22 protein-coding genes are annotated in these 24494 nt (G+C 68.6%); 14 read left to right on the top strand and 8 right to left on the bottom strand.

Annotation, left to right across the window (positions count from 1 at the left end; genetic code table 11):
• The first annotated feature begins 44 nt into the window (after nt 1-44).
• The 6 genes from B161_RS0100965 (at nt 45) to B161_RS16130 (ending at nt 8435) form a co-directional block, all read left to right on the top strand.
• Nucleotides 45-569 carry a hypothetical protein gene (locus tag B161_RS0100965; protein ID WP_018631474.1) on the top strand — a complete coding sequence of 175 codons (525 nt, stop codon included), beginning with the start codon at nt 45-47 and terminating at the stop codon, nt 567-569.
• An 84-nt stretch (nt 570-653) separates the two neighbouring features.
• A complete protein-coding gene (locus B161_RS0100960; protein ID WP_018631473.1) occupies nt 654-2249 on the top strand; it encodes an L-aspartate oxidase in 1596 nt (531 codons plus the stop codon).
• The gene (nadC, locus tag B161_RS0100955) at nt 2246-3118 is read left to right on the top strand and encodes a carboxylating nicotinate-nucleotide diphosphorylase (protein WP_018631472.1); all 873 of its coding nucleotides are present in this window, start codon (nt 2246-2248) and stop codon (nt 3116-3118) included. Before B161_RS0100960 ends, nadC begins: the two co-directional genes overlap by 4 nt.
• Nucleotides 3119-3497: 379 nt before the next feature.
• Nucleotides 3498-4163, top strand: coding sequence for a protein-L-isoaspartate O-methyltransferase family protein (locus tag B161_RS0100950; protein WP_018631471.1), 666 nt, complete (start codon nt 3498-3500; stop codon nt 4161-4163).
• A 56-nt stretch (nt 4164-4219) separates the two neighbouring features.
• On the top strand, nt 4220-5650 hold the full coding sequence (locus tag B161_RS0100945) for a TolC family outer membrane protein (protein ID WP_018631470.1): 1431 nt from the start codon (nt 4220-4222) through the stop codon (nt 5648-5650).
• Between the two features lie 301 nt (nt 5651-5951).
• Entirely contained in the window at nt 5952-8435 is a 2484-nt protein-coding gene (locus B161_RS16130) for a DUF2497 domain-containing protein (RefSeq protein WP_040788882.1), read from the top strand.
• A 71-nt stretch (nt 8436-8506) separates the two neighbouring features.
• Here B161_RS16130 and B161_RS0100935 read toward each other — a convergent pair whose 3' ends face one another.
• The 3 genes from B161_RS0100935 to B161_RS0100925 form a co-directional block, all read right to left on the bottom strand.
• Nucleotides 8507-9169 carry a Smr/MutS family protein gene (locus tag B161_RS0100935; RefSeq protein ID WP_018631469.1) on the bottom strand — a complete coding sequence of 221 codons (663 nt, stop codon included), beginning with the start codon at nt 9167-9169 and terminating at the stop codon, nt 8507-8509.
• A gap of 139 nt (nt 9170-9308) precedes the next feature.
• On the bottom strand, nt 9309-10724 hold the full coding sequence (gene mltA, locus B161_RS0100930) for a murein transglycosylase A (protein ID WP_018631468.1): 1416 nt from the start codon (nt 10722-10724) through the stop codon (nt 9309-9311).
• Nucleotides 10725-10742: 18 nt separating this feature from the next.
• Nucleotides 10743-11405, bottom strand: coding sequence for a Tim44/TimA family putative adaptor protein (locus B161_RS0100925; protein WP_018631467.1), 663 nt, complete (start codon nt 11403-11405; stop codon nt 10743-10745).
• A gap of 304 nt (nt 11406-11709) precedes the next feature.
• On the opposite strand from B161_RS0100925, the gene secB reads away from it, so the two are divergent.
• A complete protein-coding gene (gene secB / locus B161_RS0100920) occupies nt 11710-12210 on the top strand; it encodes a protein-export chaperone SecB (RefSeq protein ID WP_018631466.1) in 501 nt (166 codons plus the stop codon).
• Between the two features lie 61 nt (nt 12211-12271).
• On the opposite strand, the gene dnaQ is transcribed toward secB, so the two are convergent.
• From dnaQ to B161_RS16125, 5 genes are read right to left on the bottom strand one after another with little or no spacing between them, the layout of a single operon-like run.
• Complete coding sequence (dnaQ, locus tag B161_RS0100915; RefSeq protein ID WP_018631465.1) at nt 12272-13006, bottom strand: DNA polymerase III subunit epsilon; 735 nt, start codon at nt 13004-13006, stop codon at nt 12272-12274.
• A complete protein-coding gene (gene coaE / locus B161_RS0100910) occupies nt 13003-13617 on the bottom strand; it encodes a dephospho-CoA kinase (protein ID WP_018631464.1) in 615 nt (204 codons plus the stop codon). Before coaE ends, dnaQ begins: the two co-directional genes overlap by 4 nt.
• A complete protein-coding gene (locus tag B161_RS0100905; RefSeq protein WP_018631463.1) occupies nt 13614-14453 on the bottom strand; it encodes a shikimate dehydrogenase in 840 nt (279 codons plus the stop codon). Before B161_RS0100905 ends, coaE begins: the two co-directional genes overlap by 4 nt.
• Entirely contained in the window at nt 14450-15043 is a 594-nt protein-coding gene (locus tag B161_RS0100900) for a Maf family protein (RefSeq protein WP_018631462.1), read from the bottom strand. Before B161_RS0100900 ends, B161_RS0100905 begins: the two co-directional genes overlap by 4 nt.
• A complete protein-coding gene (locus B161_RS16125; protein WP_018631461.1) occupies nt 15040-15999 on the bottom strand; it encodes a pyruvate, water dikinase regulatory protein in 960 nt (319 codons plus the stop codon). Before B161_RS16125 ends, B161_RS0100900 begins: the two co-directional genes overlap by 4 nt.
• A 529-nt stretch (nt 16000-16528) precedes the next feature.
• Between B161_RS16125 and hemE the strand changes: the two genes are divergently transcribed.
• The 7 genes from hemE (at nt 16529) to B161_RS0100855 (ending at nt 24484) form a co-directional block, all read left to right on the top strand.
• Nucleotides 16529-17566, top strand: a complete 1038-nt coding sequence (hemE, locus tag B161_RS0100890) for a uroporphyrinogen decarboxylase (protein ID WP_018631460.1) — start codon at nt 16529-16531, stop codon at nt 17564-17566.
• Nucleotides 17567-17568: 2 nt separating this feature from the next.
• Nucleotides 17569-18018: a protoporphyrinogen oxidase HemJ gene (gene hemJ / locus B161_RS0100885; protein WP_018631459.1), complete on the top strand. Its 450-nt coding sequence runs from the start codon at nt 17569-17571 to the stop codon at nt 18016-18018.
• A 182-nt stretch (nt 18019-18200) separates the two neighbouring features.
• Nucleotides 18201-19472: a transcription termination factor Rho gene (gene rho, locus B161_RS0100875; RefSeq protein WP_018631457.1), complete on the top strand. Its 1272-nt coding sequence runs from the start codon at nt 18201-18203 to the stop codon at nt 19470-19472.
• A gap of 221 nt (nt 19473-19693) precedes the next feature.
• The gene (gene mnmE / locus B161_RS0100870; protein WP_018631456.1) at nt 19694-21082 is read left to right on the top strand and encodes a tRNA uridine-5-carboxymethylaminomethyl(34) synthesis GTPase MnmE; all 1389 of its coding nucleotides are present in this window, start codon (nt 19694-19696) and stop codon (nt 21080-21082) included.
• Between the two features lie 5 nt (nt 21083-21087).
• Nucleotides 21088-22983, top strand: coding sequence for a tRNA uridine-5-carboxymethylaminomethyl(34) synthesis enzyme MnmG (gene mnmG / locus B161_RS0100865; protein ID WP_018631455.1), 1896 nt, complete (start codon nt 21088-21090; stop codon nt 22981-22983).
• A gap of 23 nt (nt 22984-23006) precedes the next feature.
• Nucleotides 23007-23627: a 16S rRNA (guanine(527)-N(7))-methyltransferase RsmG gene (rsmG, locus tag B161_RS0100860; protein WP_040789003.1), complete on the top strand. Its 621-nt coding sequence runs from the start codon at nt 23007-23009 to the stop codon at nt 23625-23627.
• The gene (locus B161_RS0100855; RefSeq protein WP_018631453.1) at nt 23627-24484 is read left to right on the top strand and encodes a ParA family protein; all 858 of its coding nucleotides are present in this window, start codon (nt 23627-23629) and stop codon (nt 24482-24484) included. Before rsmG ends, B161_RS0100855 begins: the two co-directional genes overlap by 1 nt.
• The last annotated feature ends 10 nt before the right edge of the window (nt 24485-24494 follow it).

The following is a 24494-nucleotide window of genomic DNA, read 5'->3' as shown; positions in this document are numbered from 1 at the left end:
AAGGCGCGCGGAGCCCATCAGCCGAATCCCTTCAGGAGGCCGTGATGAACCTGCGCGGATGGAGCGCCCTGCTCGTGGGCGCGATGGGCGCGTTCTGGTGGCTGGGCGTCGTCATGATCATGGAGCGCGACAAGCTTCAGGGCCTCCTTCAATTCTGGCCCGTCGCGCTGCTCGGCGGAATCGGGGCGGCTCTGGCGGGGGCGCTGCTGGCGCGCGGCCTTGGCGGAGAGGGCCTGCGCGGGTGGCTGTTCTCTGGGCTCCGGCTGATCCTCGCGACCCTGCTCGGCGCGCTCTTCGGGGGGCTGCTGATGTTCCTGACCATTCAGGGCATGGATTTTTTCGGGCTCTTCCCGGAAACCTCCTCCGGAATCGGGCTGATGAGGAGCATGCGCGGAGAATACGCCGTCCTGCCGCTCTTCGCGCCCCTGCTGATCGCGGGCGTCCTGTTCGATCATCCGGTCAACCTCCTGCTTTGGCTGGGATTCGCGGCGGGCGTCCATCTGCTTCTGCGGAGCCGCCGCCGCCGGAGCGCCCTCCCCCTCCCCCAACCAAAGCCCGAACCCGGCTGAACGCGTTTTTTTTAGCCCCAGCCGAGAATTCGCCGTAGACTCGGCCCTCGGGGGATATTCATCCGAAGAGCTTGGAGGGCGGGCATGAGCCGCTTCGACACGGCGTTCGAGACCGGAGGCGTGCTGATCATCGGCGCCGGTCTGGCGGGGCTTTTCGCGGCGCTGAAGCTGGCGCCGCGTCCGGTGACGGTGCTGTCGCCGGATCCGCTCGGGCAGGGCGCGAGTTCGGCTTGGGCGCAAGGGGGCGTGGCCGCCGCCGTGGGCGCGGGCGATAGTCCCGAGGATCACGCCGCCGACACGCTCAAGGCCGGCGCGGGCATCGTGGACGAAGCCACCGCCCGCAGCGTGGCTCAGGAGGCCGCCGCCCGCATCGAGGATCTGGCGCGGCTGGGCGCTCCCTTCGACCGCGACGAAGAAGGCCAATACATGCTCTCCCGCGAGGCGGCTCATGGCCGGGCGCGGGTGGTGCGCGTCGCGGGGGACCGCGCCGGGCGCGCCATCATGGACGCTCTGATCGAGGACGTGCGGGCCACGCCCTCGATTTCGGTGGTCGAGGGCGTCATCGCGGTGGATTTCGCCGTGGCGGAGGGCCGCGTGATCGGCGTCTTCGCCCGCGCCGCCGGAGACCGCTACGCCACGCCGCTCTTCTTCCGCGCCGACGCGACGATCCTCGCCGCCGGAGGCTTGGGCGGCCTCTACGCCGTGACGACCAATCCTTCGCGGGTGCGGGGGCAGGCCATGGGCATGGCGGCCCGCGCGGGCGCCGTGATCGCCGATCCGGAATTCGTGCAGTTCCACCCCACCGCCATCGACCTCGGCAAAGACCCCGCGCCTCTGGCCACCGAGGCCCTGCGCGGCGAAGGCGCCTTTCTGGTCGACGAGACCGGGCGGCGCTTCATGCCGGAGGTCCATCCGGACGCCGAACTCGCCCCGCGCGACATCGTGGCCCGGGCGATCTTCGCGCAGATCCAGACGGGCCATCGTCCGGCGCTCGACGCGCGGGAGGCTCTGGGCGCTCATTTCGGCGAGCATTTCCCCACCGTCATGGGCTATCTGCAGGAGGCGGGCATCGATCCCGCGACCCAGACCATCCCCGTGGCCCCGGCGGCGCATTACCATATGGGCGGCGTGCGGGTGGATTCCCAAGGCCGCAGCTCCCTTGACCGGCTCTGGGTCTGCGGCGAAGCCTCCTCGACGGGGCTGCACGGCGCCAATCGCCTCGCCTCCAACGGCTTGCTTGAGGCGGTGGTCTTCGCCGCCCGCGTCGCCGAGGACGTGGAGAAGAAGATCTCCGTCAGCCTGCCCGCCGCCCTGCCCGAGCTTCTCCCTCGCGCCGATTTCAGCGCCGAGGGCGAATTGCGCAATCTCTGGGCGGTGCATGAATTGCGTCAGACCATGAGCGAAGACGTGGGCGTGGTCCGCGACGCCGAGAGCCTCAAGCGCGCTTTGCGCAAGATCGCGCGTCTGGAGCGCGAGGCGGCGGGCGCCTCGCGCAGCTATCTCAACATGACCACCGCCGCGACCATGGTCGCCGCCGCCGCCCTGCGCCGCACGGAAAGCCGCGGCGGACATTTCCGCAGCGATTTCCCCGAGACGGATCCCGCTTGGGCGCATCGCACCGAAATCACGCTCGACGAGGCTCTGGCCATCCGCGCCGCGGCCGTGGAGGAAGACAGATGAGCGCCAGCCTTCCCGTTCCGCCTCTGCCCGAGGCTCTGATCCGGCCCGCCGTCGAGGCCGCGCTGATCGAGGATTGGGGCCGGGCGGGCGACGTGACCACCGACGCCACGATTCCGATGGGGACTCAGGCCCGCGCGGCGATCAACGCCCGCGAGCCCGGCGTGGCGGCGGGCGTGCAGGCGGCGGAGCTGGCCTTCCGGCTGGTGGACCCGAACCTGAAGATCGCGGTCCGTCTCGGCGACGGCGAGCGCATGATCAAAGGCGACGCCATCCTCACCGTGACCGGAGAAGCCCGCTCGATTCTCATGGGCGAGCGCGTGGCTCTGAACTTCATGGGGCGCATGTGCGGAATCGCGAGCCTCACGCGGCGCATCGCCGATTCCATCGCCCACACCAAGGCCAAAATCGCCGACACCCGCAAGACCACGCCGGGCCTGCGGATCTTCGAGAAGCGCGCCGTGCGGCTCGGAGGCGGGGCGAATCACCGCTTCGGTCTGGACGACGCCGTGCTGATCAAAGACAACCACCTCGTGGCCGCCGGAGGCATCCGCCCCGCTCTGGAGCGCGCCCGCGCCTACGCCGGGCATATGCTGAAGATCGAGCTTGAGGTGGATTCCCTCGATCAGCTCGACGAGGCGCTGAAGATCGGGATCGCCGACAACATCCTGCTCGACAACATGTCGCCCGAGATCCTGCGCGAGGCCGTGCGCCGGGCCGATCTGGCGGCGCGGCGGCCTTTGCTGGAGGCCAGCGGCGGAATCACGCCCGAGACCGCGCCCTCCATCGCGGAGACGGGGGTGGATCTGCTGTCGGCGGGCTTCCTGACCCATTCGGTCAAGACGCTCGACGTTGGTTTGGATTTCTCCTGACGTCGAAGGGGGACTCGATTTTTCCTGATGTTCAGCCATGCGGCCCTCGGCGCCGAGGGTCTGGAGCGCGCCGGGAGATTTGACGACGCGCTTCCGGCGCCTTTGGGCCTGCGTCGGCGTCAGATGGTCCCGGACGGCGGCCCGGCGAGCCTCCGCCGCGCTTCCTCGTCCATCGCGGCGACGTCGAATCGCAGTCCGGAGCGCCTCAGGAAACGTGACTTCGGGGCGCCTTGGCCCCATAACTGAACCCTCGCGAAAGGCGAGTCCGGATAAGGCGGAAATCCGCCTCCGAACCCGCTCCGCGCCGCCGCCTCGCCTTGCGTCCCGGTTCGTTCCGTGGCACAGACCAATCTCTTCGTTCCTCCGGAGGAGCCTTTCCATGTCGAGCAGCAGCAGCCCTCTCGCCGCCGCGCGCCAAGCCATGGTCGATCGTCAGGTGCGCCCCGCCGACGTGACCCGCCGCGGCGTGATCGCCGCCATGCTGGAGGTTCCGCGCGAGGATTTCGCGCCCGAATCCCTGCGCGCCGCCGCTTATTCCGATTCGCCGCTGCCTCTGGGCGGGGGCCGCCAGATCCTCGAGCCGCGCGTGCAGGCCAAGCTTCTGGACCTCGCCGAGCTGGAGCCGGAGGAGAAGATTTTGATCGTCGGCGCCGGAACCGGCTACGGGGCGGCTCTGGCGGGCAAGCTCTCGCGCCATGTGACGGCGCTGGAGAGCGACCCCGCGCTCGCCGAGAAGGCCCGCGCTCTTCTGGAGCCTCTGGCGCCTCACGTGCGGGTGGTCGTCGGAGATTTGACCGCGGGCGCGCCGGATTCCGGCCCCTATGACGTAATACTCCTCGAAGGCGGCGTCGAAACCGCCCTCGAATCGCTGGAGACGCTCGATTCCCAGCTGGCCCCCGGCGGGCGCCTGATCTTCGTCAGCCTCGAAGGCCCCATGGGCCGGGCGCGTCTGGCGGCGAAGGGCGATCTGCGGGGCCGCGTGGCCTTCGACGCCGCCGCGACGGCTCTGCCGGGCTTCGAACGCAAGCCCGGCTTCGTGTTCTGACCGTCGGCGGCGGCCCTCAGGGCCTCCCGCCGCCTCGCCGCCCTAAGGAGGCCCCTATGCGCCGCTGGACGCGTTGGACGACCGCTCTCGCCTTGACGGCGGGCGTCTTCGCCGGACTCTTCGCGACTCCCTCGGCGCAGGCCGAAACGCTTTACGACGCGTTGAGCGACGCCTATCGCAATAATCCTTCTCTGGCGGCGAGCCGCTTCGGACTGCAAAGCGCCGCCGAAAGCCTGACTCAGGCCCGGCTGGGCTATTCGCCCTCGCTCAACGCCAGCGGCAGCTACGGCGTGCGCGGCGACCGCCTGCTCGACAGCGGCGCGGCTTGGGGCGACAGCCTCTCCGCTTCGCTGAGCGCCTCCTTGCCGGTCTATGACGGCGGACGCACCGCCATCGCCATTCGTCAGGCGGCCGAATCCCTCGACGCCAGCCAGCTGGGCTATCTGCAATCCGAGCAAGCGGCCCTCCTCGACACCATCGTCGCCTATATCGGCCTGGTCCGCGACCGCGAGCTGCTCGGCATGACCCTGTCGAGCTTCGAGATCTTCCGCCAGCAATCCGAGGCGGCGCGGCTGCGCTTTCAGGTCGGCGAGGCCACCCTCACCGACGTGGCTCAGGCGGAGGCTCAGCTCTCCAGCACCCGCGCCTCGGTGGTGCAGGCGCGCGGCGCCCTGACCATCAGCGAGCAGACCTTCCAGCGGCTGGTCGGGCGCGTCCCGAATAATCCGCAGCCGCCGAGCCGTCTGCCCACCCTGCCCTCCACGCTGGAGACCGCGCTCTCCGAGGCCATGGCCCATCCCTCGATTCTGGCGGCCCGCGCCAGCGAGCGCGCGGCCATCGCCGCCGCCGAATCGACCATGACCGGCTATATGCCCACCGTGGGCCTGAGCGCCGGCGTCTCCACCGCGAAAAGCGACATGTTCCCGATCCTCGACGGCTTCACCAACAGCGCCAACATCGGGGTGTCGATCAATCATCCGATCTACGACGGCGGCGTGGTCGACAGCCGCGTGCGGGCGGCGCGGGCGACGGCCTCGCAGCGGCGGATGCAGATCATGGACGCCGAGGCCGCCGTTCGCCAAAGCGTAGGCTCGGCCTTCACCAGCTACGTCACGGCGCAACAGAGCCTCGCGGCCAATCTGGCGCGGGTGCAGGCGGCGCAGCTCGCCTACACCGGCGTGAGCGAGGAGATGACCGTCGGCGCGCGTTCGATTCTCGATCAGCTCAACGCGCAGCAGAGTCTTTTGGACGCGCGCACGGCTTTGGTGCGGGCGGCGGCTGATTCGCATCTCAGCGCCTATCGGATCCTCGGGACGATGGGCCGCCTGAGCCCGACCTCCATCGGACTCGCCCGCATCTCGGAGCCGATTCCCCCCACGCCGACCACGCAGGAGATCCGCCGCATGGGCCTCGACGCCGCCGCGGCCATGGTCAACCGCTGGAACTTCCCGTGGAACCCCTTCGGATATGTCCGCGACAGGCTGTGAAGGCCCCTCGGCGCAAGCCGATAAAACTTATTTCAAAAACAACGCATTGATCTGAGGCCGAGGAGCGCATTCGCGCTTCCCGGCCGAAAATTGAAACGCGGGATCAACCCCTTCGCGCTCCTCCTTCTCCCATCCAATAACCAGCCTTTAAGATTGTGGGCCTCATGATGCCCATGCATGCCGGGCGAAACCGGCCGGAGGTTCGAGGTTTCGAGCCCGGCCTGTCTTGTTTTGGCACGACATAAATCTTAAGTTTCTTGCATTGGGGCGCATTGCGCGCAGGGATATCGTGAAGGCCGCCATGTCGAATCATTCCGCTTCGCCTCTCGAACCCAGCATGGAGGACATTCTCGCCTCCATCCGTCGGATCATCGCCGAGGAGGACGAACAAGAGGCGCGCAGCGCCCGGCGCGGGCGCGCCGAGGCCGAGGAGGCGACGCTTCGCGCCGAAGTCCCGACGCCCGCCCGCGCGGAGCCTTCCCGTCCCGAACCCTCCCGCCCCGAGACTCCGCGCTCTGAGCCTCCGCGTTCTGAGCCTCCGCGTTCTGAGGCTCCGCGCCCCGAGACGCGCCGCTTCCGCTTCGAGGAGCCGCCCGCCGATCCCGCCCCGCCGCCCGTCGCCGCCCAGCCTCCGGCGCCTGCTCCCGCTCCGCCGCCCCCGCCGCCCGCTCCCGCCAAAGTCGATTGGAGCGGCCTCGGCGGCGTCGCGCGCGATCCCGAGCCGCCCGCGCCCTCGCGCCCCGCGCCCCGGCCCGGCCCTCAGCCCGGCCCTCAGGACGAGCGCCTTGAGGAGGAGTTCGGTTGGGCCGAGCGCGCCCTTGGCCGGCCCAGCCAGACCCCCGAGCCCGAATCGCGTTTCGAATTCGAAATCCCCTTCCGCGACAGCGACGACGCCGATCTGGACGCCGATTTCGGCGCCATCCTGAAATCCTCCGCGCCCAAGGTCGAGCCCCCCGCCGCGCCGCCGCGCGTGGTGGAGGGCGCTTACGGCGGCCGCTTCGTCGAGGAGCCGCCGCGCCCCCTCGCGCCGCCGCCGAAGCCCGCGCCCGTCGCGCCGCCGTCGGCCGCCGCCGCGCCCGCCCCTGCGGCGGAGGATCCCTTCGCCCGCTTCCTGACCCCGCCGCCGAGCGCCTTCGACGATGGTTATACGCTGGATCCTGAGGCCGAACTTCTCTCCGGCCTCAAATCCGAAGCCGCCGACCTCGGCCGCAAGACCGAAGAGGCCGCGAGCGTCGCGCGCCGCGCCGTCGTCGATTCCGCCGACGAGGCGGAGGTCTTCCTGCGCCGCTCCGCTTCGGAGAGCCTCGCCGATCTGACCGAATTCGCCGGAGGCGCCGCCCAGACCGCCAAAACGGCCGGGCGCTCCGTTTTCGAATCCGCCGTCGATTTCGCCGAAGAGGCGGGAGACTCGGCCGAGTTCGTCGTCGAGGGCGCCCAAGACCTCGCCTCCGAGGCCGCTTCGAGCCTCGTCGAGGGCGCCCGCTCCGCCGGACGCTCCGTCTTCGAGACCGCCGCCGATCTGACCGAGGACGCCGGACGCGCGCTCGACAAGGCCGCCGACCGCGTCGTCTCCCCCGTCGTCGAATCCGGCGCCGCCTTCGCGGAGGACGCCGCCGATCTCGCCGGAGAGGCTCTTGACTCCGCCAGAGAGGCCGGAGGCGCCGCTTTGGACGCCGCCGCCGATCTGACCAAAGGCGCCGGACGCTTCTTCGGCGAAGCCGTGGACGCGGGCGTCGATTTCGCGGCGGAGAGCGCCAAAGAGGCCGCCGACCTCGCCGGAGACGCCGCGAAGGCCGTCGGCGACGCGGGCCGCTCCGCCGTCAAGGCCGTCGCGGAGACGGTCGAGGAGGCCGCCCCCGCCATCCCCGATCTGCCGGTCTTCGAGCCGCCGAAATTCGATCTGCCCGATTTCGCCTCTCTGCGCGAAGAGGCCTCCCGCACGGTGGAGACCACGCGCCGCGAAGTGGACGATATTTTCGGCGCCCTCGACGAAGCCCCCGCCGAATCCTCCGCCGCACCGCTCAAGGAGGCCGAATCCTTCCTTGAAGCCTCCGGAGAGGCCGCCGTCGAGGCCCGCGGCGGGGCTGCGGATTTGGGCGATCCTCTGGACGTCTTCGGCGTCGACCGCTTCAGCCGCGAGGATCTCGACGAGGGGGTGCTGAATCTCTCTTCGGACCGGCGCATTCCCGAAGCGCCTGCCGCCGAGCCCGCCGCCGCCGAGCCGCCGCCCTTCGACGTCAATTCCTTCTGGGGCTCGGATTCCGATTTCGAGCCGAGCCGGGATCCGGCTTCGCCGCTCGACATCCCGCCCGCCCCGACCGAGCCGGAATCCGGCTTCGCGCGCGAGGAGCTGCTGCTCACCGAGCGTCTGGGGGAGGCCGAGGATCCGGCCGCCCTCTGGGAGACCGCCGCCGCGACCGGAGCGGCCGCGACCGCCGCCGCCTCCACGGCTCTGACCACGCGCGCCCCGGCGCCGCCCGCCGCGATTTCAGCCCGCCGCTCCTTGATCGAGGACGAGGATCTGCTCTCCGAAGCCGCCGAACGGGCCTCCGCCCGGGCGATGGCCGCCCTGACGGGCGCGCAGGCTCCGCGTCTGCATGGCGGCTTCCCGCTGCCCGGCGCCGCCGAGGGCGAGACGGAATCGCTGAACGCCGTGGTGCGTCAGATGCTCAAGCCCATGCTGCGCGAGTGGCTGGACGAGAATCTGCCGGGCATGGTCGAGCGGCTGGTGCGGGCCGAGGTGGAGCGCGTCAGCGCCCGCGCGGCCTGGTCGGATCAGACCTGATCCTCATCCGAAGGCGAAGCTTCTTCGGGCCTCTTCCGCAAGGGAGGGGCCTTCCTTTTTTAAGGCGCGGTTCAGCCCTTGCGCAGATAGACGTAGAGCGCCCCCGCGCCGCCATGGCGCTCATGGGCCGGATAGACTCCGCCGACATGAGGCTTGAGCTGCGGAGAATCGAGCCAGCGCGGCGTCGCCTCCCGCAGAGTTCCGGGCCGCGGCCCCTCGCGCCCTGAGGCGCGCGCCTGATAATCGCCGCCCTTGCCCGTGACCACCAGAACCATGCGTTTGCCCTCGCGGCGCGCGGCGATGACGAAGAGGATCAGCGCGACATGGGCGCGGTCCAGAGTCAGGCCGTGCAGATCAAGCCGCCCTTCGGGGCGCTTGTCGCCTTTCATCAGACGTTGGGCGGTGCGGCGGTCGAGTCCGGGGGTGCTGGGCCCGAGCGGCTCCACGAAGGGCTTCGCGGGCGGGGGCGAGGTCAAAAGCCGGGCGGGCGAAAGCTCGGGACGGGCGGCGCGGGCCATGGGCCCCAAGCCGAGCAGGGCGGAGAAATCCGCCAGAGGAAGCAGGTCGGGCCGGGCGGCGGGCGTCTCCGGCTTGCGCGGCGCGGCTTCAGGCGGCTCGGCGGGCTTTTCAGGCGCGGCGGACTGAGCGCGCGCCAGAGGCTCCGCGTCGCGCATGGCGGCCCGCCAGAGCCGAAGCTCCTCCTCCGTGGTGGTTCTGCCGCTTTTGCGCCGCACCTGCGCGCCCTCCCCGATCTCCCTTCGCCCAAACGCCGAACCCCATCCGACCTGTCGAAGGGCCGGATGGGGCGGGAAGCGCCTTATATAGGCGGCGCGCGGCGCGCGGGAAACGTTTCCTCGGCGCGCGCGCTTTTCTTTAGATGCGAGGAACCGCGCCCTGCCAGATGCGCTGCACCGAAAGCTTCGGAAGCAGGGCGGTCATGCGCCCGTAATCCTTGGTGGATCCGGCGAGGCGGCCCGGCTCGTCGCCGGAGCCGAAGAAGATGTCCGCGCGCTGGGCGCCCTTGATGGCGCCGCCCGTGTCGAGCGCCACCACCAGCCGGCGCAGGGCTCCGGCGGGCGAATCCGTCTCGATCCAGATCGGCAGGCCGAGGGCGTAGAATTTCTGGTCCACCGCCACCGAGCGCAAGGCCGGCAGAGGCGTGCCGAAGGAGCCCACGGGGCCTTCGTTGGGCGAAAGGCTCTCTTTGGGCGTGAAGAAGACATAGGAGGGGTTTTCCGCGAAAAGCCCCCACATCTTCTGAGGATTGCGCCGCGCCCAAGCCTTGATGCCGTCGGCGGAGGTCTCGCCGAGGGTCATCTCGCCGCGGTCGGCCAGCACCCGCCCGATGGATTTATAGCTATGGCCGTTCTTCCCGGCGTAGCCGACGCGCATCACATTGCCGTCGGGCAGACGCACCCGGCCTGAGCCCTGAATGTGCAGGAAGAAGAGATCCACCGGATCGTCGACGAAGACCAGCTCCAGCCCCCTGCCCTTCAGCGCGCCCGCGTCGATTTGGGCGCGGTTGTGATAGGCGACGCCGTCGATGAGGTCGTCGGGCTTGCGGTAGAGCGGGAATTGATAAGGCCCGACCGGCGTCAGAGAGCCGCGCAGCTCCGGCTCGTAATAACCGGTGAACAAAGCCTCGTCGGCCGCCTTGGCCTCGATGCGCACCGGCTGGAACCAATGCTCGAAGAAGGCGCGGGCCTCGGCGCGGTTGCGCGGATCGCGCGGCCAGGCGCCGCAGATCTGGACCCAATCCCCGGCGTAGCCGCCGATCGGCGCGCCGTCCGCGGCCTTGGGGCCGCCGATGGAGGCCGAGACCTCGCGCCCGGAGAGCTTCTGACAAACCGCCGCCAAAGCGTTGAGCGCGGCGGCGTGGTCGTCTTCGGCCCAGCCCTGAAGCCCGGCGAACTGCACCGGCTGGGCGCGTCCGGCGGCGCCTTCAAGGACGAATTCGGGTCCGGCGACGGGCTGAGGCGGAAATTGCATGGCTTGCGGCGTATAGGCGCCGGGCGGCAGGCCGGGCGCGGCTGGGGGCTGAGGGCCGGCCGGCCCCGGCGCGGCGGGAGGCCGCGGCGCCTGAGCCACCATCGGCGGCAGCAAGGCGCCGCCGCCGGGCATGGGGGTCAGAACGGGCCCCGCCGCCTGAGGGGGGGGCGGGCTGATCGGCGAAGCGGCCGGCGCCAGAGGCGTCGGCGCGACGGCGAGAGGGGTCTTTGGTCCGCTGGCGCAGGCGCTCAAGGCGGAAAGGGCCGTCGCGCAGGCGACGGCTCGGGCGAAACGGATCATGCTCGCTCCTCGACGGGCTCAGTCGCCCGTCGCGACGAGCAACCAGTTGGGATCGGCGTCGCCCAGTCGGCGCGAGAAGGTCCAGAGATCGGAGATGACGCGCGGCTGCGTCGGATCGCCCTGCACCACCGCGCCGGCCGCATCGCGCGCCGCGGAGATCAGCTCGGCTTCGAAGCGCACGTCCATCTGCATCTCCCGGGTCGCCGGGTCGAATCTGGCGTCCTTGAGTTCGGTCGCCAGAATGCGGACGAGACGGGCCTCGACGACGACGCCTTTCTGCGTACGATCATCGATCACATGGGAAAAACTTTGGTAAACGTTCGGCGCGAGAAGCGGCCTCAGATCGTCTTTCTCGCCATGTTCGAAGGCCAGAAGGATATATTCATAGGCGTCGCCCGCGCGCCGCATGAAATCGGCGGGGTCGAATTCGGAATCGGCCTCCAGCCCGAGGATCAGAGCGCGTCCGGCGGGACTGGCGGGATCGACGCCCAATTCGGGCGGCAGGCCGGGAGCGGCCTCGGCCCGGTCCGCGGCGGGGCCGGGCTTGCCCGACGGCGCGCCGAAGCCCCATTCCTCCGGGTTTTCACGCCCCACCCGGGTGCCCAGCACGCCCTTCAGGCGCATGAACACGAATCCGGCCACGGCGGCGAGGATGAGGATCTCCAGAAAGGCGTCGGTCATCAGGGCGCGTCTCCTGAGGCGGATGGGGCCGGGCGGCCGAAATCGGGCGCGCGGGGCTTGAGACTCTATGTATGGCGTCGCAGGCTTAAAATCCACTGTCGCGGGGCGCGCAAGCGTCGCAGAGGCGGCGAAACGCCAAATGCGCGCCTCTCCGTCTTCACATTTTCTCAATCCCCGCCTGAAAGGAAAGGAGCCTGCGAATCTCGCCCCTCCTCCATGCGCGAGACTTGGCGCCGGGGCCGACCCATGATAGCCCCTTGGCTCAACGTCCCATTTTGAACCTATCTTCAGGAGCCTATCCTCGATGACCGACGCCGCCCCCCCTCCGGCCGACATTCAGCTGTCGATCCTCGCGCAATTCGTGCGGGATCTGTCGTTTGAGAATCCGGGCGCCGGAATGCGCATCGACTCGCGCCCCGACCTGCCCGTGCGCATCGACGCCAACGCCCGCCAGCTGCCCGCCGAAGACGGCGAGCAGGGCATCTTCGAGGTTTCGCTCAAGATCGACGCGAAGGCCGTCGTCGAGAACAAGAACATCTATGCGGCCTCGCTGGATTACGTCGGGATCTTCCGCCTGACCGGCGCGCCTCAGAACATGATCGAGCCGATCCTGCTGGCCGAATGCCCGCGCATCCTCTTCCCCTTCGCGCGCCGCGTGGTGGCCGACGCCACGCGCGACGGCGGTTATCCGCCGCTGCTGCTCGATCCGGTGGACTTCATGGCGCTCTATCGCCAGCGGCTCGACGCCGTGGCGGCCCAGCGCGCCCAGCAGGCCGCCGGAGAGCCCCCCGCCGGACAGGCCTGATCCTCAGGCTTTCGGTTTCGACGAGACGGAAAGGCCGCGCGCAGAGCGCGGCCTTTTTCGTTCAGGAGGGCCGCCGCCAGCGCGCGGCCTCGCCGAGGCCGCGGACGAAGGCCTCATGCGCGGCGGCCTCTTCGGAGGTCAGCAGAGCAGGCCGCGCGGAGGGACGCCGCGCGGCGGGCGCCTCGCCCTTCGCGGCGGCGCCTCCCGCCGCAAGCCCCTCGGAGGCCGGGGAGACGGAGGCTCTGCGCCCCTTCGGCCCCGCGTCGAGGCCGAAGCCGATCTGACGCCCGCCGGTCAGCTCCAGATAGACGCCCGCCAGAAGCTCGCAGTCGATGAGCGCGCCATGGAGCTGGCGGCCGGAGTTGTCCACGCCGAACCGCCGGCAGAGCGCGTCGAGGGTGGCCGGAGCGCCGGGAAAGCGCGTCCGGGCCATGGCCAGAGTGTCCACGGCGCGGGCGTAAGGCAGGGTGGGCTTATTCGCCAGAGCCAGTTCATGGCTCAAAAACTTCATGTCGAAGGCGGCGTTATGGATGACCAGCGGCGCTTCGCCGATGAAGTCGAGGAAATCCTGCGCGATCTCGCGGAATTTCGGCTGGCCGCGCAGCTTCTCGTCGGTCAGGCCGTGGACGGCGGCGGCCTCGGCGGGGACGGAGCGCTCAGGATCGATGTAGCGGTGGAAATACGCCCCGGTCGGCAGACGATTCACCAGCTCCAGACAGGCGACCTCCACCATGCGGTCGCCGCGCGCGGGGTCGAAGCCGGTGGTTTCGGTGTCGAGGACGATCTCGCGGGTCATGGCTTCTCCTGTCCGATGCGGCCTGTCGCGCGGAATTGCGCGAGGATCGCCTCGACTTCGGCCTCGGCGGCGGGGAATCCCCGGCTCGTGTCGAGAACCCAATCCGCGCGGGCGCGCTTCTCGGCGTCGGGAGTCTGGCGGGCGAGGATGGCCTCGAAACGCTCGGGCGTCATGCCGGGACGCGCCAGAACCCGCGCGCGCTGGACCTCCGCCGGGGCGGAGACCACGAGCACCGCCTCCATCTCCCGCTCCGAGCCCGTTTCATAAAGCAAGGGAATGTCGAGCAGCGCGAGCGGCGCCTCGCGGTTGGCCGCGAGGAACTCCGCGCGTTTGGCGAGGACCAGCGGATGAATCGCCGCTTCGAGCTTTTTCAGCATCCCGGGATTCCCGAGGACGGCCTTGCGCAGAACCTCGCGATCCGCCGAGCCGTCGGACGCGGCGGCGCCGGGAATCAGCGCCTCCAGAACCGGCGCGGCGCCGCCTCCGGGCGCGTAAAGCTCCGCCACGGCGACGTCGGCGTCATAGACGGGAATCCCGCGCTTGCGGAACATTTCGGCGGTGGCGCTCTTGCCCATGCCGATGGAGCCCGTCAGGCCGAGGCGATAGGTCATGCGGCCTCCAGAACGGCGCGGCGGAGCTCTTCATCCACCTCCGGCTCGCGCCCGAACCACGCCGCGAATCCGGGCCGCGCCTGATGCAGCAGCATTCCGAGTCCGTCCACGATCCGGGCGCCCTGCTTCTCGGCGGCTGCGAGGAAAGGCGTCTTGAGCGGCGCGTAGATCAGATCCGTGGCGAGGATTCCCGGGGCCAGCGCGCTGAGGTCGAGGTCGAAGGGCGGCCCGCCCGCCATGCCGAGCGCCGTGGCGTTCACCGCCAGAGCCGCGCCCTCCAGAGCCTCGGACAGCTTCTCCATGGGCAGAAGCTTCAGAGGCAGGTCGAGGTCGCGCTGAAGCTCCTCGGAATTGGCGAGGGTGCGGTTGAGCAGCCGAATCTCCGGCGCCCCCGCCTCCGCGAGAGCGGCGATCACCGCGCGGCTGGCCCCTCCGGCGCCGATCACCGTCACAGGGCCCGCCGCCGGGCTCCATTCAGGCGAATTTTGGCGCAGATTCTCGATGAAGCCGAATCCGTCGGTGTTGTCGGCGAAGATGCGGCCCTCGCGGAGGATCAGCGTATTCGCCGCCCGCAGCCGCCGCGCCAGAGGCGTGGCCTCATCGGCCATGCGGAAGGCCTCGGCCTTATGGGGCATGGTGACGTTGGCCCCCACGAAGCCCATGCGCGGCAGAGCCTTGAGAACTTCGGCGAAATCCTCCGGCCGCACCGGAAGCGGCAGATACCAGCCCCTGATCCCATAGCGCTTCAGCCAATGGCCGTGCAGCGCCGGAGATTTCGAATGGGAGGCCGGCCAGCCGAAGACTCCCGCCAGAGGCGCGTCCCGCTCTTCGCTCATTCGGTCAAAATCCCTCTCGCCCGCAGATAGCCCAGGATCTCCAGCACAGGCAGACCCTGAATGGTGAAATGATCGCCCGTCACGCGCGAGAACAATTGCGCCCCCGGCCCCTCGATGCGATAGGCGCCCGCGCATCCGAGGATCGCTTCGCCTTCGGCCTCAAGATAGGCGTCGAGGAACTTCTCCGAAAAGGGCCTCATGCGCAATTGCGCCGCGCCCACATGACGCCAGACCGGCGCGCCGTTCTCGACGATCACCGCCGCCGAAAACAAGGTGTGCGACTCGCCGCGCAGCTCCAGAAGCTGCGCCCGCGCCGCCTTGAGGCTCTCGGGCTTGCCGTAGACCCGATCCTTGAAGGCGAGGGTCTGATCCGCCCCGAGCGTCAGCAGCCCCGCAGGCGCCGCAGCCCCGACCCGCATCGCCTTCATCTCGGCGAGGGCGTCGGCGAGATCGCGCGGCCCCACCCCCTCGGCCCGCAGAGAGGCGGTCACGGCCTCTTCGTCCACGGCGGCCCGGCGCGTCTGGACCTCCACGCCTGCGGCGCGCAGCATCCGCGCCCGCGCCTCGCTGCCTGAAGCCAGCAGAATCATGCGCCTTCTCCCCTGTCCGTCAGGCCGCCCGTGAAGGGAATCCCCGCCCGGCGCGCCCGGCCCCGCGCCTCCAGCAGGCTCATGACCGCCGCCGCCGTCTCCTCGATGGAGCGGCGCGTGACGTCGATCACCGGGCATTGCAGCCGCTCGAAGAGCTTGAGCGCCTCGACCACCTCGCGCTGAATGGCCGAGACCTCGGCGTAATCTCCGCCGCGCCCGTCCTCTTGGCGCAGGCTCTGAAGCCGATGCGCCCGGATCTGCGCCAGACGCGCGGGCTTGGCGGTCAGCCCGACCAGAAGCGGCCCCTCGTCCGGCCCGAATTCGAAGAGGGCGGGCGGCGGCGGCCGCGCCGAAGTCAGCGGCAGATTCGCCGCCTTCACGCCTTTGCCCGCCAGATAGACGCAGGTCGGCGTCTTCGAGGTGCGGCTCACTCCGATCAGCAGCACCTCGGCGGCGCGCAGCCTTTCGCTCCATTCGCCGTCGTCATGCTCCATGGCGAAGTCGATGGCGGCCATGCGGGCGTAATAGGCGACGTCCACCTCATGCTGTCCGCCGGGCCGCCAGTTGGGCGGAGAATTCAGATGGGCCGCCATGGCCGCGATGGCCGGATCGAGCAGGGCCACGTTGGGCAGGCTGAGCCTGCGGCAATGCTCCTCCAGCCGGGCGCGCAGCTGCGGCGTCACGACGCTGTGCATGACCAGGCCCGGCGCGGCGGCGATCTCCTGAAAGGCGCGGTCGAGGGCGGGCAGGCTGCGGATCAGGGTATGGGCGCGGGTCTCGAAGGCCACATGGCGGAATTGCCCCGAGACCGCCCGGAGCGCCGCGCGCAGGGTGTCGCCGGTGGAATCGGAGAGGATATGCACCTGAGGCAGGCGGCCCGCGGGTCTTCCGGGCGCCTCCGGCGAGGCTTCCGAAATGGAGGCCGGAGCGGGGGCCGGAGCGGATTCCGGGCGCATGGGGACAACTCCTGTGGATAACGGGGATAACGGGGAAGAATCAGGGGAAAAAGGGGGTTATCCCGAGTCAAGCGGATTCGATTAGACCTTCATGCACAGAGTTATCCACAGGTGGATGGAATCTCGGCAGCGACCGACTCATAACGGGCGCCGATTGTGGAGGATTCCGACGACTCATGGTCGAATCGCGAACGAATCGCCGACTCCGATTCCGAGTGCGAATCAGGTGGAAACCCAATAGGATCAAAATCTTCTCCTGAGAGCTTCAAGCATCCTGAGAGCTTGGCGAGATTCCCGAAAGAATCGATTCGATTGTGGATAACTCTGGGCATAACCTGTGAATCCCAAAGAATTCACGCTTTTCCACCCTCCTACTATCTTCTTCAACCTTTTTTAAGATTCTTTCTTGTAGATGTTTTCCTGTGGATATCCGCTCCGCCCTGCGGCGACGGGCTGGGGAGGGAAGGGGCGCGAGACGCGCCCGGTCGCCGCATCGACTCCGGCCATGGAGCAGGCTACAAGCGCGCCCATGACCGATCAGACGCCCGATAAGCTCCTTCTGCGCGCCCTCTCCGGCGAGGCCCTTCCTCGCCCTCCCGTCTGGCTCATGCGTCAGGCGGGGCGCTATCTGCCGGAATATCGGGAGCTGCGCGCCAAGGCGGGCGGCTTTCTCGAACTCTGCTACAATCCGGACTTCGCCGTGGAAGCGACTTTGCAGCCCATCCGGCGCTACGGCTTCGACGCGGCGATCTTGTTTTCGGATATTCTCGTCGTCCCGCATGCGCTGGGCTGGCGGCTCTGGTTCGAGCAGGGAGAGGGGCCAAGGCTCGACGTCCAGAGCCCCGAAGCGCCCCTGCCCCGACTTATCCCCGAAGATCTCCACAGGAAGCTCGCGCCGGTCTACGAAACCCTCGGCCGTCTGCGCGAGGAGCTGCCCCGCGAGACGACCCTGATCGGCTTCGCGGGCGCGCCCTGGACCCTCGCGACCTATCTGGCCGCCGGGCGCGGCAAGGACGAGCAGGCGGCGGCGCGGCGCTGGATGTTCTCCCATCCCGAGAGCTTTCAGGCTCTGATCGACCTGCTGACCGAGGCCACCGTCGAATATCTCTCTCGCCAGATCGAGGCGGGCGCCGAGGCCGTGCAGCTCTTCGACAGCTGGGCGGGCGCTCTGGCGCCTCGGGCCTTCGCGCGGTTCTCCGTCGCCCCGGCGCGACGCGTCGTCGAGGCTTTGCAGGCGCGCCATCCGGGCGTTCCGGTCATCGGCTTTCCGCGCGGCGCGGGCGGCGGCTACGCGCTCTACGCCCGCGAGACGGGGATCTCCGGCCTCGGGCTGGACACCAGCGTCTCGCCCGCATGGGCTCAGAGCGCGATTCCGGCCTCTGTGACGCTGCAAGGCAATCTGGACCCTCTGACCCTGCTGCCGGGCTCCAAGGCCCTCCAGAGCGAAGCGGAGGCGATTCTGGAAGGCTTCGCGGGCCGCACCCATATCTTCAACCTCGGCCATGGGATCACCCCTGAAGCCGACCCCGCTCAGGTCGAGCGGCTGCTCAAGCTCATCCGAGGCTAGCCATGCCCGTCTTCGACGCGCTCGCCCCCGCCTATCTCTGGCTGAAATGGCTGCATATCGCGGCGGTGATCTCCTGGATGGCGGGGATGTTCTATCTGCCGCGGCTCTACGTCTACCACACGCGGGCGACGCCGGGCTCCGAGATGGATTCGACCTTCCAAACCATGGAGCGCAAGCTCCTGAAGATCATCATGAATCCGGCGATGATCGTGACTTGGGCCGCCGGGCTTCTGCTGAGCTTCACGCCTCAGGCGGGCGCAGGGGGCTGGCTGCATGCGAAGATCGCTCTGGTGCTGGTTTTGTCGGGCGTGCATGGGATGCTCTCGCGCTATCGCAAGGATTTCGCCGCAGGCGCGAATAAACGCCCGGAGAAATTCTATCGGATGATCAACGAGGCCCCGACGATCCTGATGCTGCTCATCGTGGCTTTGGTGGTCTTCAAGCCCTTCTAAAATCTGGCGAAAATCGGGGAATTATCCCCAATCTTATCCCCAGATTCCGGCCCGAAGGCCGAATTTCCGACGCAACCTTGCGGAAAAGGCCGAATCGGCTTATATTCCGCGCCGCTTTCCAAAGCGCGGCCGCCATTCCAGCTGCGGCCCCACGCGCTTTCCCCCCAAGAGACGAAAAATTCATGGATCAACAGGACCTCAAGCTCCAGGAGCTGAAGGCGAAGACGCCGCAAGCCCTTCTGGAATTCGCCGAGAGCTTGGAGGTGGAGAACGCCAGCTCCATGCGCAAGCAGGACATGATGTTCGCCATCCTCAAGGAATTGGCCGAACGCGAGGTCCGCATCACAGGCGTCGGCGTTTTGGAGGTGCTTCAGGACGGCTTCGGCTTCCTGCGCTCTCCCGAAGCGAATTACCTTCCCGGTCCGGACGACATCTACGTCAGCCCGAACCAGATCCGCCGCTTCGGCCTGCGCACCGGCGACACGGTGGAGGGTCAGATCCGCTCCCCCAAGGAAGGCGAGCGCTATTTCGCCCTTCTGAAGGTCAATACGATCAATTTCGAAGACCCCGAGGCCATCCGCCATAAGGTCCATTTCGACAACCTCACGCCGCTTTACCCCAACGAGCGCCTGCGCATGGAGGTGGACGATCCCACCCTCCGCGACCGCTCCTCGCGGGTGATCGACATCGTTTCGCCCATGGGCAAGGGCCAGCGCGCTCTGATCGTGGCGCCGCCGCGCACCGGCAAGACGGTTCTGCTCCAGAACATCGCCAATTCGATCACGGCGAACCATCCGGAATGCTACCTCATCGTGCTGCTCATCGACGAGCGCCCCGAGGAGGTCACCGACATGCAGCGCACCGTCAAAGGCGAGGTCATTTCCTCCACCTTCGACGAACCGGCGGTTCGGCATGTGCAAGTCGCTGAAATGGTTATTGAAAAGGCGAAACGCCTCGTCGAGCACAAGCGCGACGTGGTGATCCTCCTCGATAGCGTGACGCGCCTCGGCCGCGCCTATAACACCGTGGTGCCCTCTTCGGGCAAGGTGCTGACCGGCGGCGTGGACGCCAACGCCCTGCAACGCCCGAAGCGCTTCTTCGGCGCAGCGCGCAACATCGAGGAAGGCGGCTCGCTGACGATCATCGCCACGGCGCTGATCGAAACCGGCTCGCGCATGGACGAAGTGATCTTCGAAGAATTCAAGGGCACCGGCAACGCCGAGGTGATCCTTGACCGCAAGATCGCCGATAAGCGCGTCTTCCCGGCCATCGACATCTTGAAGTCCGGCACCCGCAAAGAGGAATTGCTCACGGAGAAGGGCGCTTTGGCGAAAACCTTCCTCCTGCGGCGCATCCTCAACCCCATGGGGCCGACCGACGCCATCGAATTCCTGCTCGGCAAGCTGAAACAGACCAAAACCAACGCCGAATTCTTCGATTCGATGAATGCTTGAGCCTGACGGCTCAGAGGAATGCTTGAGCCTGACGGCTCAGGGGAACGCTTGAGCCTGACGGCTCAGGGAAGCGCTTAAACCTGCAAGGGCTTCATCCGAAGCCTTTGAAATCCGACCTTGAGGGGGCTTTCGGGCCCCCTTCCCTTTTGCGCCCTGCTCCGCTTGCGCGCCTGCGGCTCGCGGAGCGTTTCACGTGAAACATTCCTGACGAGCGCCCCGAAATGACCCCCTCCGACCTGAGCCGAGACACCATCTTCGCGCCCGCCACGGCGCCCGGACGGGCGGGAGTCGCCGTTTTGCGCGTCTCCGGGCCGCGCGCGGGCGCGGCTCTGGAGGCTCTGGCGGGCCGCCTCCCCTCCCCTCGCCGCGCGACTCTGGCGGATCTGCGCCATCCGATCAGCGGCGAAAGGCTGGATCAGGCTCTGGCGCTTTGGTTTCCCGCCCCCGCCAGCTTCACCGGCGAAGACGTCGCGGAGCTTCAGATTCATGGCGGCCCGGCCATTCTCGCGGCGCTTTTAGAGGCGCTCGGCGGGCTGGAGGGCCTGCGCCTCGCCGCGCCGGGCGAATTCACCCGCCGCGCCTTCGAGAATGGGAAACTCGATCTGACGCAGGTCGAGGGCCTCGCCGATCTCCTCGCCGCCGAAACCGAGGCTCAGCGCCGCGCCGCCCTGCGCCAGCTCGACGGCGCGCTCGGCGAGGCTTGTCGCGGCTGGTCGAAGCGCATTTCGGAGGCCCTCGCCTTTCTCGAAGCCAGCATAGACTTCATCGACGACGAACTCCCTCCCGACGTCATCGCCCGGATGCGCGCCAAGGCGGCGGGCGTGGGCGGCGAGATCGCGGCGGCTCTGGCTCAGGCGGAGCATGGCGAGCGTCTGCGTCTGGGCTGGCGGGTGGCGATCCTCGGAGCGCCCAACGCCGGGAAATCGACTTTGCTCAACGCTCTGACTCAGCGCCGGGCGGCCATCGTCTCGGATCGCCCCGGCACCACCCGCGACGCCATCGAGGCCGCCGTGGAGATCGACGGCCTGCCCGTCACGCTGATCGACACGGCGGGCCTGCGGGAAACCGAGGATGAAATCGAGCGCGAGGGCGTAACACGTGCGCGCGAATTGGCGGCGGGCGCGGATCTGCGGATCTTCCTCCTCGCGCCGGATGCGCCGCCCCCGGAGAATGTTTTCAATTTGTTCTCAAGCGGCGATCTGATCCTCGCCAATAAGAGCGATCTCGGCCCCCTCCCCGATTTCGGCGATGTTTCACGTGAAACGATCTCCCCTCCCCTCCCCGTCAGCCTCAAAGATCCGGCGGGTGCGGCTCAGGTCGCGGCCCTGCTCAAAACGCGGATTCTGGCGGGCGGCGCCGATCCTTCGGCGGCTTTGCTGACTCGAGCGCGCCATAAGGCGGCGCTTTCCCGCGCCGCCGAGGCCCTCGCGGGTTTCGACGATCTCGCGGCCCAAAGCGAAGCGGATGACGCGGCGGGCCTGATCGCTTATCCTGAGCTGGCCGCCGAGGAATTGCGGGCCGCTCTGGCCGCGCTGGGCGAGGTGACGGGACGGGTCGGCGTCGAGGCGCTGCTCGACATCGTGTTTTCGGAATTCTGCTTAGGGAAATAACCGCGATGGCGCAGCAAACCGCGCGCAAATTCGACGTGATCGTGGTCGGCGGCGGCCATGCGGGCTGCGAGGCGGCTTTCGCCTCGGCGCGCATGGGCGCGCGTACGGCGCTCATCACCCATAGATTCGACCGCCTCGGCGAGATGTCCTGCAATCCGGCCATAGGCGGCTTGGGCAAGGGCCATCTCGTGCGCGAGATCGACGCCCTCGACGGCGTGATGGGCCGCGCGGCGGACAAGGCGGGGATTCAATTCCGTCTGCTGAACCGCTCCAAGGGCGCGGCGGTGCAGGGGCCGCGGGCTCAGGCCGACCGCAAGCTTTACCGCGAGGCCATTCAGGCCGAGATCCGCGCTCAGGCGAATCTCGACGTGATCGAGGCGGAGGTCTCGGACCTGATCCTCGCCGCCTCCGGCCATGCGGCGGGCGTGACCGCAGGCGGCGAGAGCTATCCGGCGGGCGCGGTGATCCTGACCACCGGGACTTTTCTCCACGGAATTATCCACATCGGCGACGTGCGGTCTCCGGGCGGACGGGTCGGCGACGCGCCTTCGGTGGCTCTGGCCGAACGGCTCAAGGGGCTGGATCTGGCCATGGGGCGGCTCAAGACCGGCACGCCCGCGCGGCTCGACGGGCGGAGCATCGACAAGGCGTCGTTAGAGGTTCAGCCCGGCGATGATCCGCCGACGCCTTTCTCTTTCCTGACCGAGCGCATCGAGACGCCTCAGACGGTCTGCTGGATCACCCACACCACCGCCGAGACTCATCGCATCATCGCGGAGAATCTCGGACGTTCGGCGCTCTTCGGCGGGCATATCAGTGGGCGGGGGCCGCGTTATTGCCCCTCCATCGAGGATAAGATCACGCGCTTCGCCGAGAAGGAGAGCCATCAGATCTTCCTTGAGCCCGAAGGTCTGGACGACCACACGATCTATCCGAATGGGGTTTCCACCTCATTGCCCGCCGATGCGCAGGAGCTTTTCCTCCGCACGATTCCGGGGCTGGAGAAGGTGGAGATCCTCCGTCCGGGCTACGCCATCGAATATGATTTCGTCGACCCTCGGGAGCTGACGCCTGAGCTTGAGGTCCGGCGTCTGCCGGGGTTGTATCTGGCGGGGCAGATCAACGGCACCACGGGTTATGAGGAGGCGGCGGCGCAAGGGCTCATGGCGGGTCTGAACGCGGCGCGTCGGGCCGGAGACGGCGCGGGCCTCGTGCTGGATCGGGCGGAAGCCTATATCGGCGTGCTGATCGACGACCTTGTGACGCGGGGCGTCACGGAGCCTTACCGCATGTTCACTTCGCGGGCGGAATACCGCCTCACTTTGCGCGCGGACAACGCGGATCAGCGTCTGACGGATAAAGGGATCGGCTGGGGCTGCGTCGGCGGGCGCCGCGCGGAGGTCTGGGCCGGGAAGAGCAGGGGGCTCGCCGAGGCGCGGGCTATGGCGGAGAGCCTCAGCCTGACCCCCAACGAAGCCGAGCGCCATGGCCTCGCGCTGAATAAGGACGGGCGTCGGCGCAGCGCGCTGGAGCTTCTGGCCCTGCCGGGGATCGATGCGGCGCGTCTGGCGGAGATCTGGCCGCAGATGGGCGAGCTTGCGCCCGCTCTGGCGACTCAGCTGGAGATCGACGCGCTTTATGCGGGCTATCTTCTGCGTCAGAACGCCGAGATCGCCGCCTTCCGCCGTGACGAGGCTCTGCGCATTCCGCCTGATCTCGATTATGCGGCCATCGGCGGGCTTTCGGCGGAGGTGCGTCAGAAGCTGGCCGCCGCGCGTCCGGCGACGCTCGGGCAGGCGGCGCGGCTCGACGGGGTGACGCCTGCGGCTCTGACGGCGCTGCTCGGCCATGTGCGGCGGGCTCCGGGGAACGGGGCGGGGCAGGGGAGCGACGCGGCGTGAGCGGGGGCGAGAACGGGGAAGTCATGTCCGCGGAGGAGTTCCGCGAGAAGACCGATGTTTCACGTGAAACGCTGGAGCGTCTGGTGGCCTACGCCGCCTTGCTGCGGCGCTGGAACAAGGCGGTGAATCTGGTCGGGCCCTCGACCATCCGCGATCTCTGGGCGCGGCATATGCTGGATTCGGCGCAGCTCCTGCCTCTGGCGCCGCCGGATGCGAAGGATTGGTTCGACCTTGGTTCGGGGGCGGGCTTTCCCGGCCTCGTGGTGGCGATCCTCGCTCTGGAGGCCGCGCCGGATCTGCGCGTGACCCTCGTCGAGAGCGACCGGCGTAAGGCGGCCTTTCTGCTGGAGGCGGCGCGGGCGGCGGGCGTTTCGGTTCAGGTCAAGGCGGAGCGTCTGGAGGATCTGCCCGACGCCTGCGCCGACGTGGTTTCGGCGCGGGCGCTCGCGCCGCTCAAGGATCTGCTGCTCTGGAGCGGGCGGCTGCTGCGCCCCGAGGGCGTCGCGCTCTTTCCCAAAGGCCGCCAAGGCCGCGAAGAGCTTGACGCGGCCTCCGGAGTCTGGCCCTTTGCGCCGGAGATTCTTCCCAGCCGCGTCGATCCGGAAAGCATGATCCTGCGGTTTCGCACTGGAGGCTCGACCTGATGGAATCCGCTCCCCTCCGCGCCGCGCTGCGACCCAAGAAGGTCAAGCCGCTGCGCGTCTTCGCCGTCTCGAACCAGAAGGGCGGCGTCGGCAAGACCACCACCACGATCAATCTCGGCGCGGCTCTGGCGGCGGTCGGGCGGCGGGTGCTGCTGGTGGATCTCGATCCGCAGGGCAACGCCAGCACGGGGCTCGGCGTGGAGCGTCGTCAGCGCGAGACCAATTCCTATCATCTGCTCAGCGGCCGCGCCTCGCTGGAGGAGGCGGCTCAGGCGACCGCCTCTGAAAACCTCTGGGTGGTTCCGGCCAATAGCGACCTCGCGGGTTTGGATCTGGAGATTTCGGATTCGCCGCGTCGGGCGCATCTCCTGCGCGAGGCTCTGCGCGGGCCGGAGGGAACGCCCGCAGGCGAGGGGCCTGCGGATCAGCGCTTCGATTACGTGCTGATCGATTCCCCGCCTTCGCTGAATCTGCTGACCATCAACGCCATGACCGCCGCCGACGGCGTGGTCGTGCCGCTGCAATGCGAGTTCTTCGCGCTGGAGGGCCTGAGCCAGCTTCTCGACACCATCGACCGGGTGAAGAAGACTTTGAACCGGGCTCTGGCGGTTCAGGGCGTGGTCCTGACCATGTACGACCGCCGCAACAGCCTTTCGGCTCAGGTGGCGGCGGACGTGCGGGAATATCTCGGCGGGGTGGTCTATGAGACGAGCATTCCGCGCAACGTCCGGCTTTCCGAGGCGCCTTCCCATGGCAAGCCCGCCTTGCTCTATGACCGGGCCTGCGCGGGGAGTCAGGCTTACTTGCGTCTGGCGGAGGAAGTCCTGCGCCGCGAGCGCGATCCGGTGACGGCGTGAGCGGGGAGAG

This window comes from Neomegalonema perideroedes DSM 15528 (assembly GCF_000374145.1).
GTDB classification, from domain to species: domain Bacteria; phylum Pseudomonadota; class Alphaproteobacteria; order Rhodobacterales; family Rhodobacteraceae; genus Neomegalonema; species Neomegalonema perideroedes.
The sequence above is the reverse complement of the archived record's forward strand: the minus strand, read 5'-3'. Positions and strand labels throughout refer to the sequence as shown.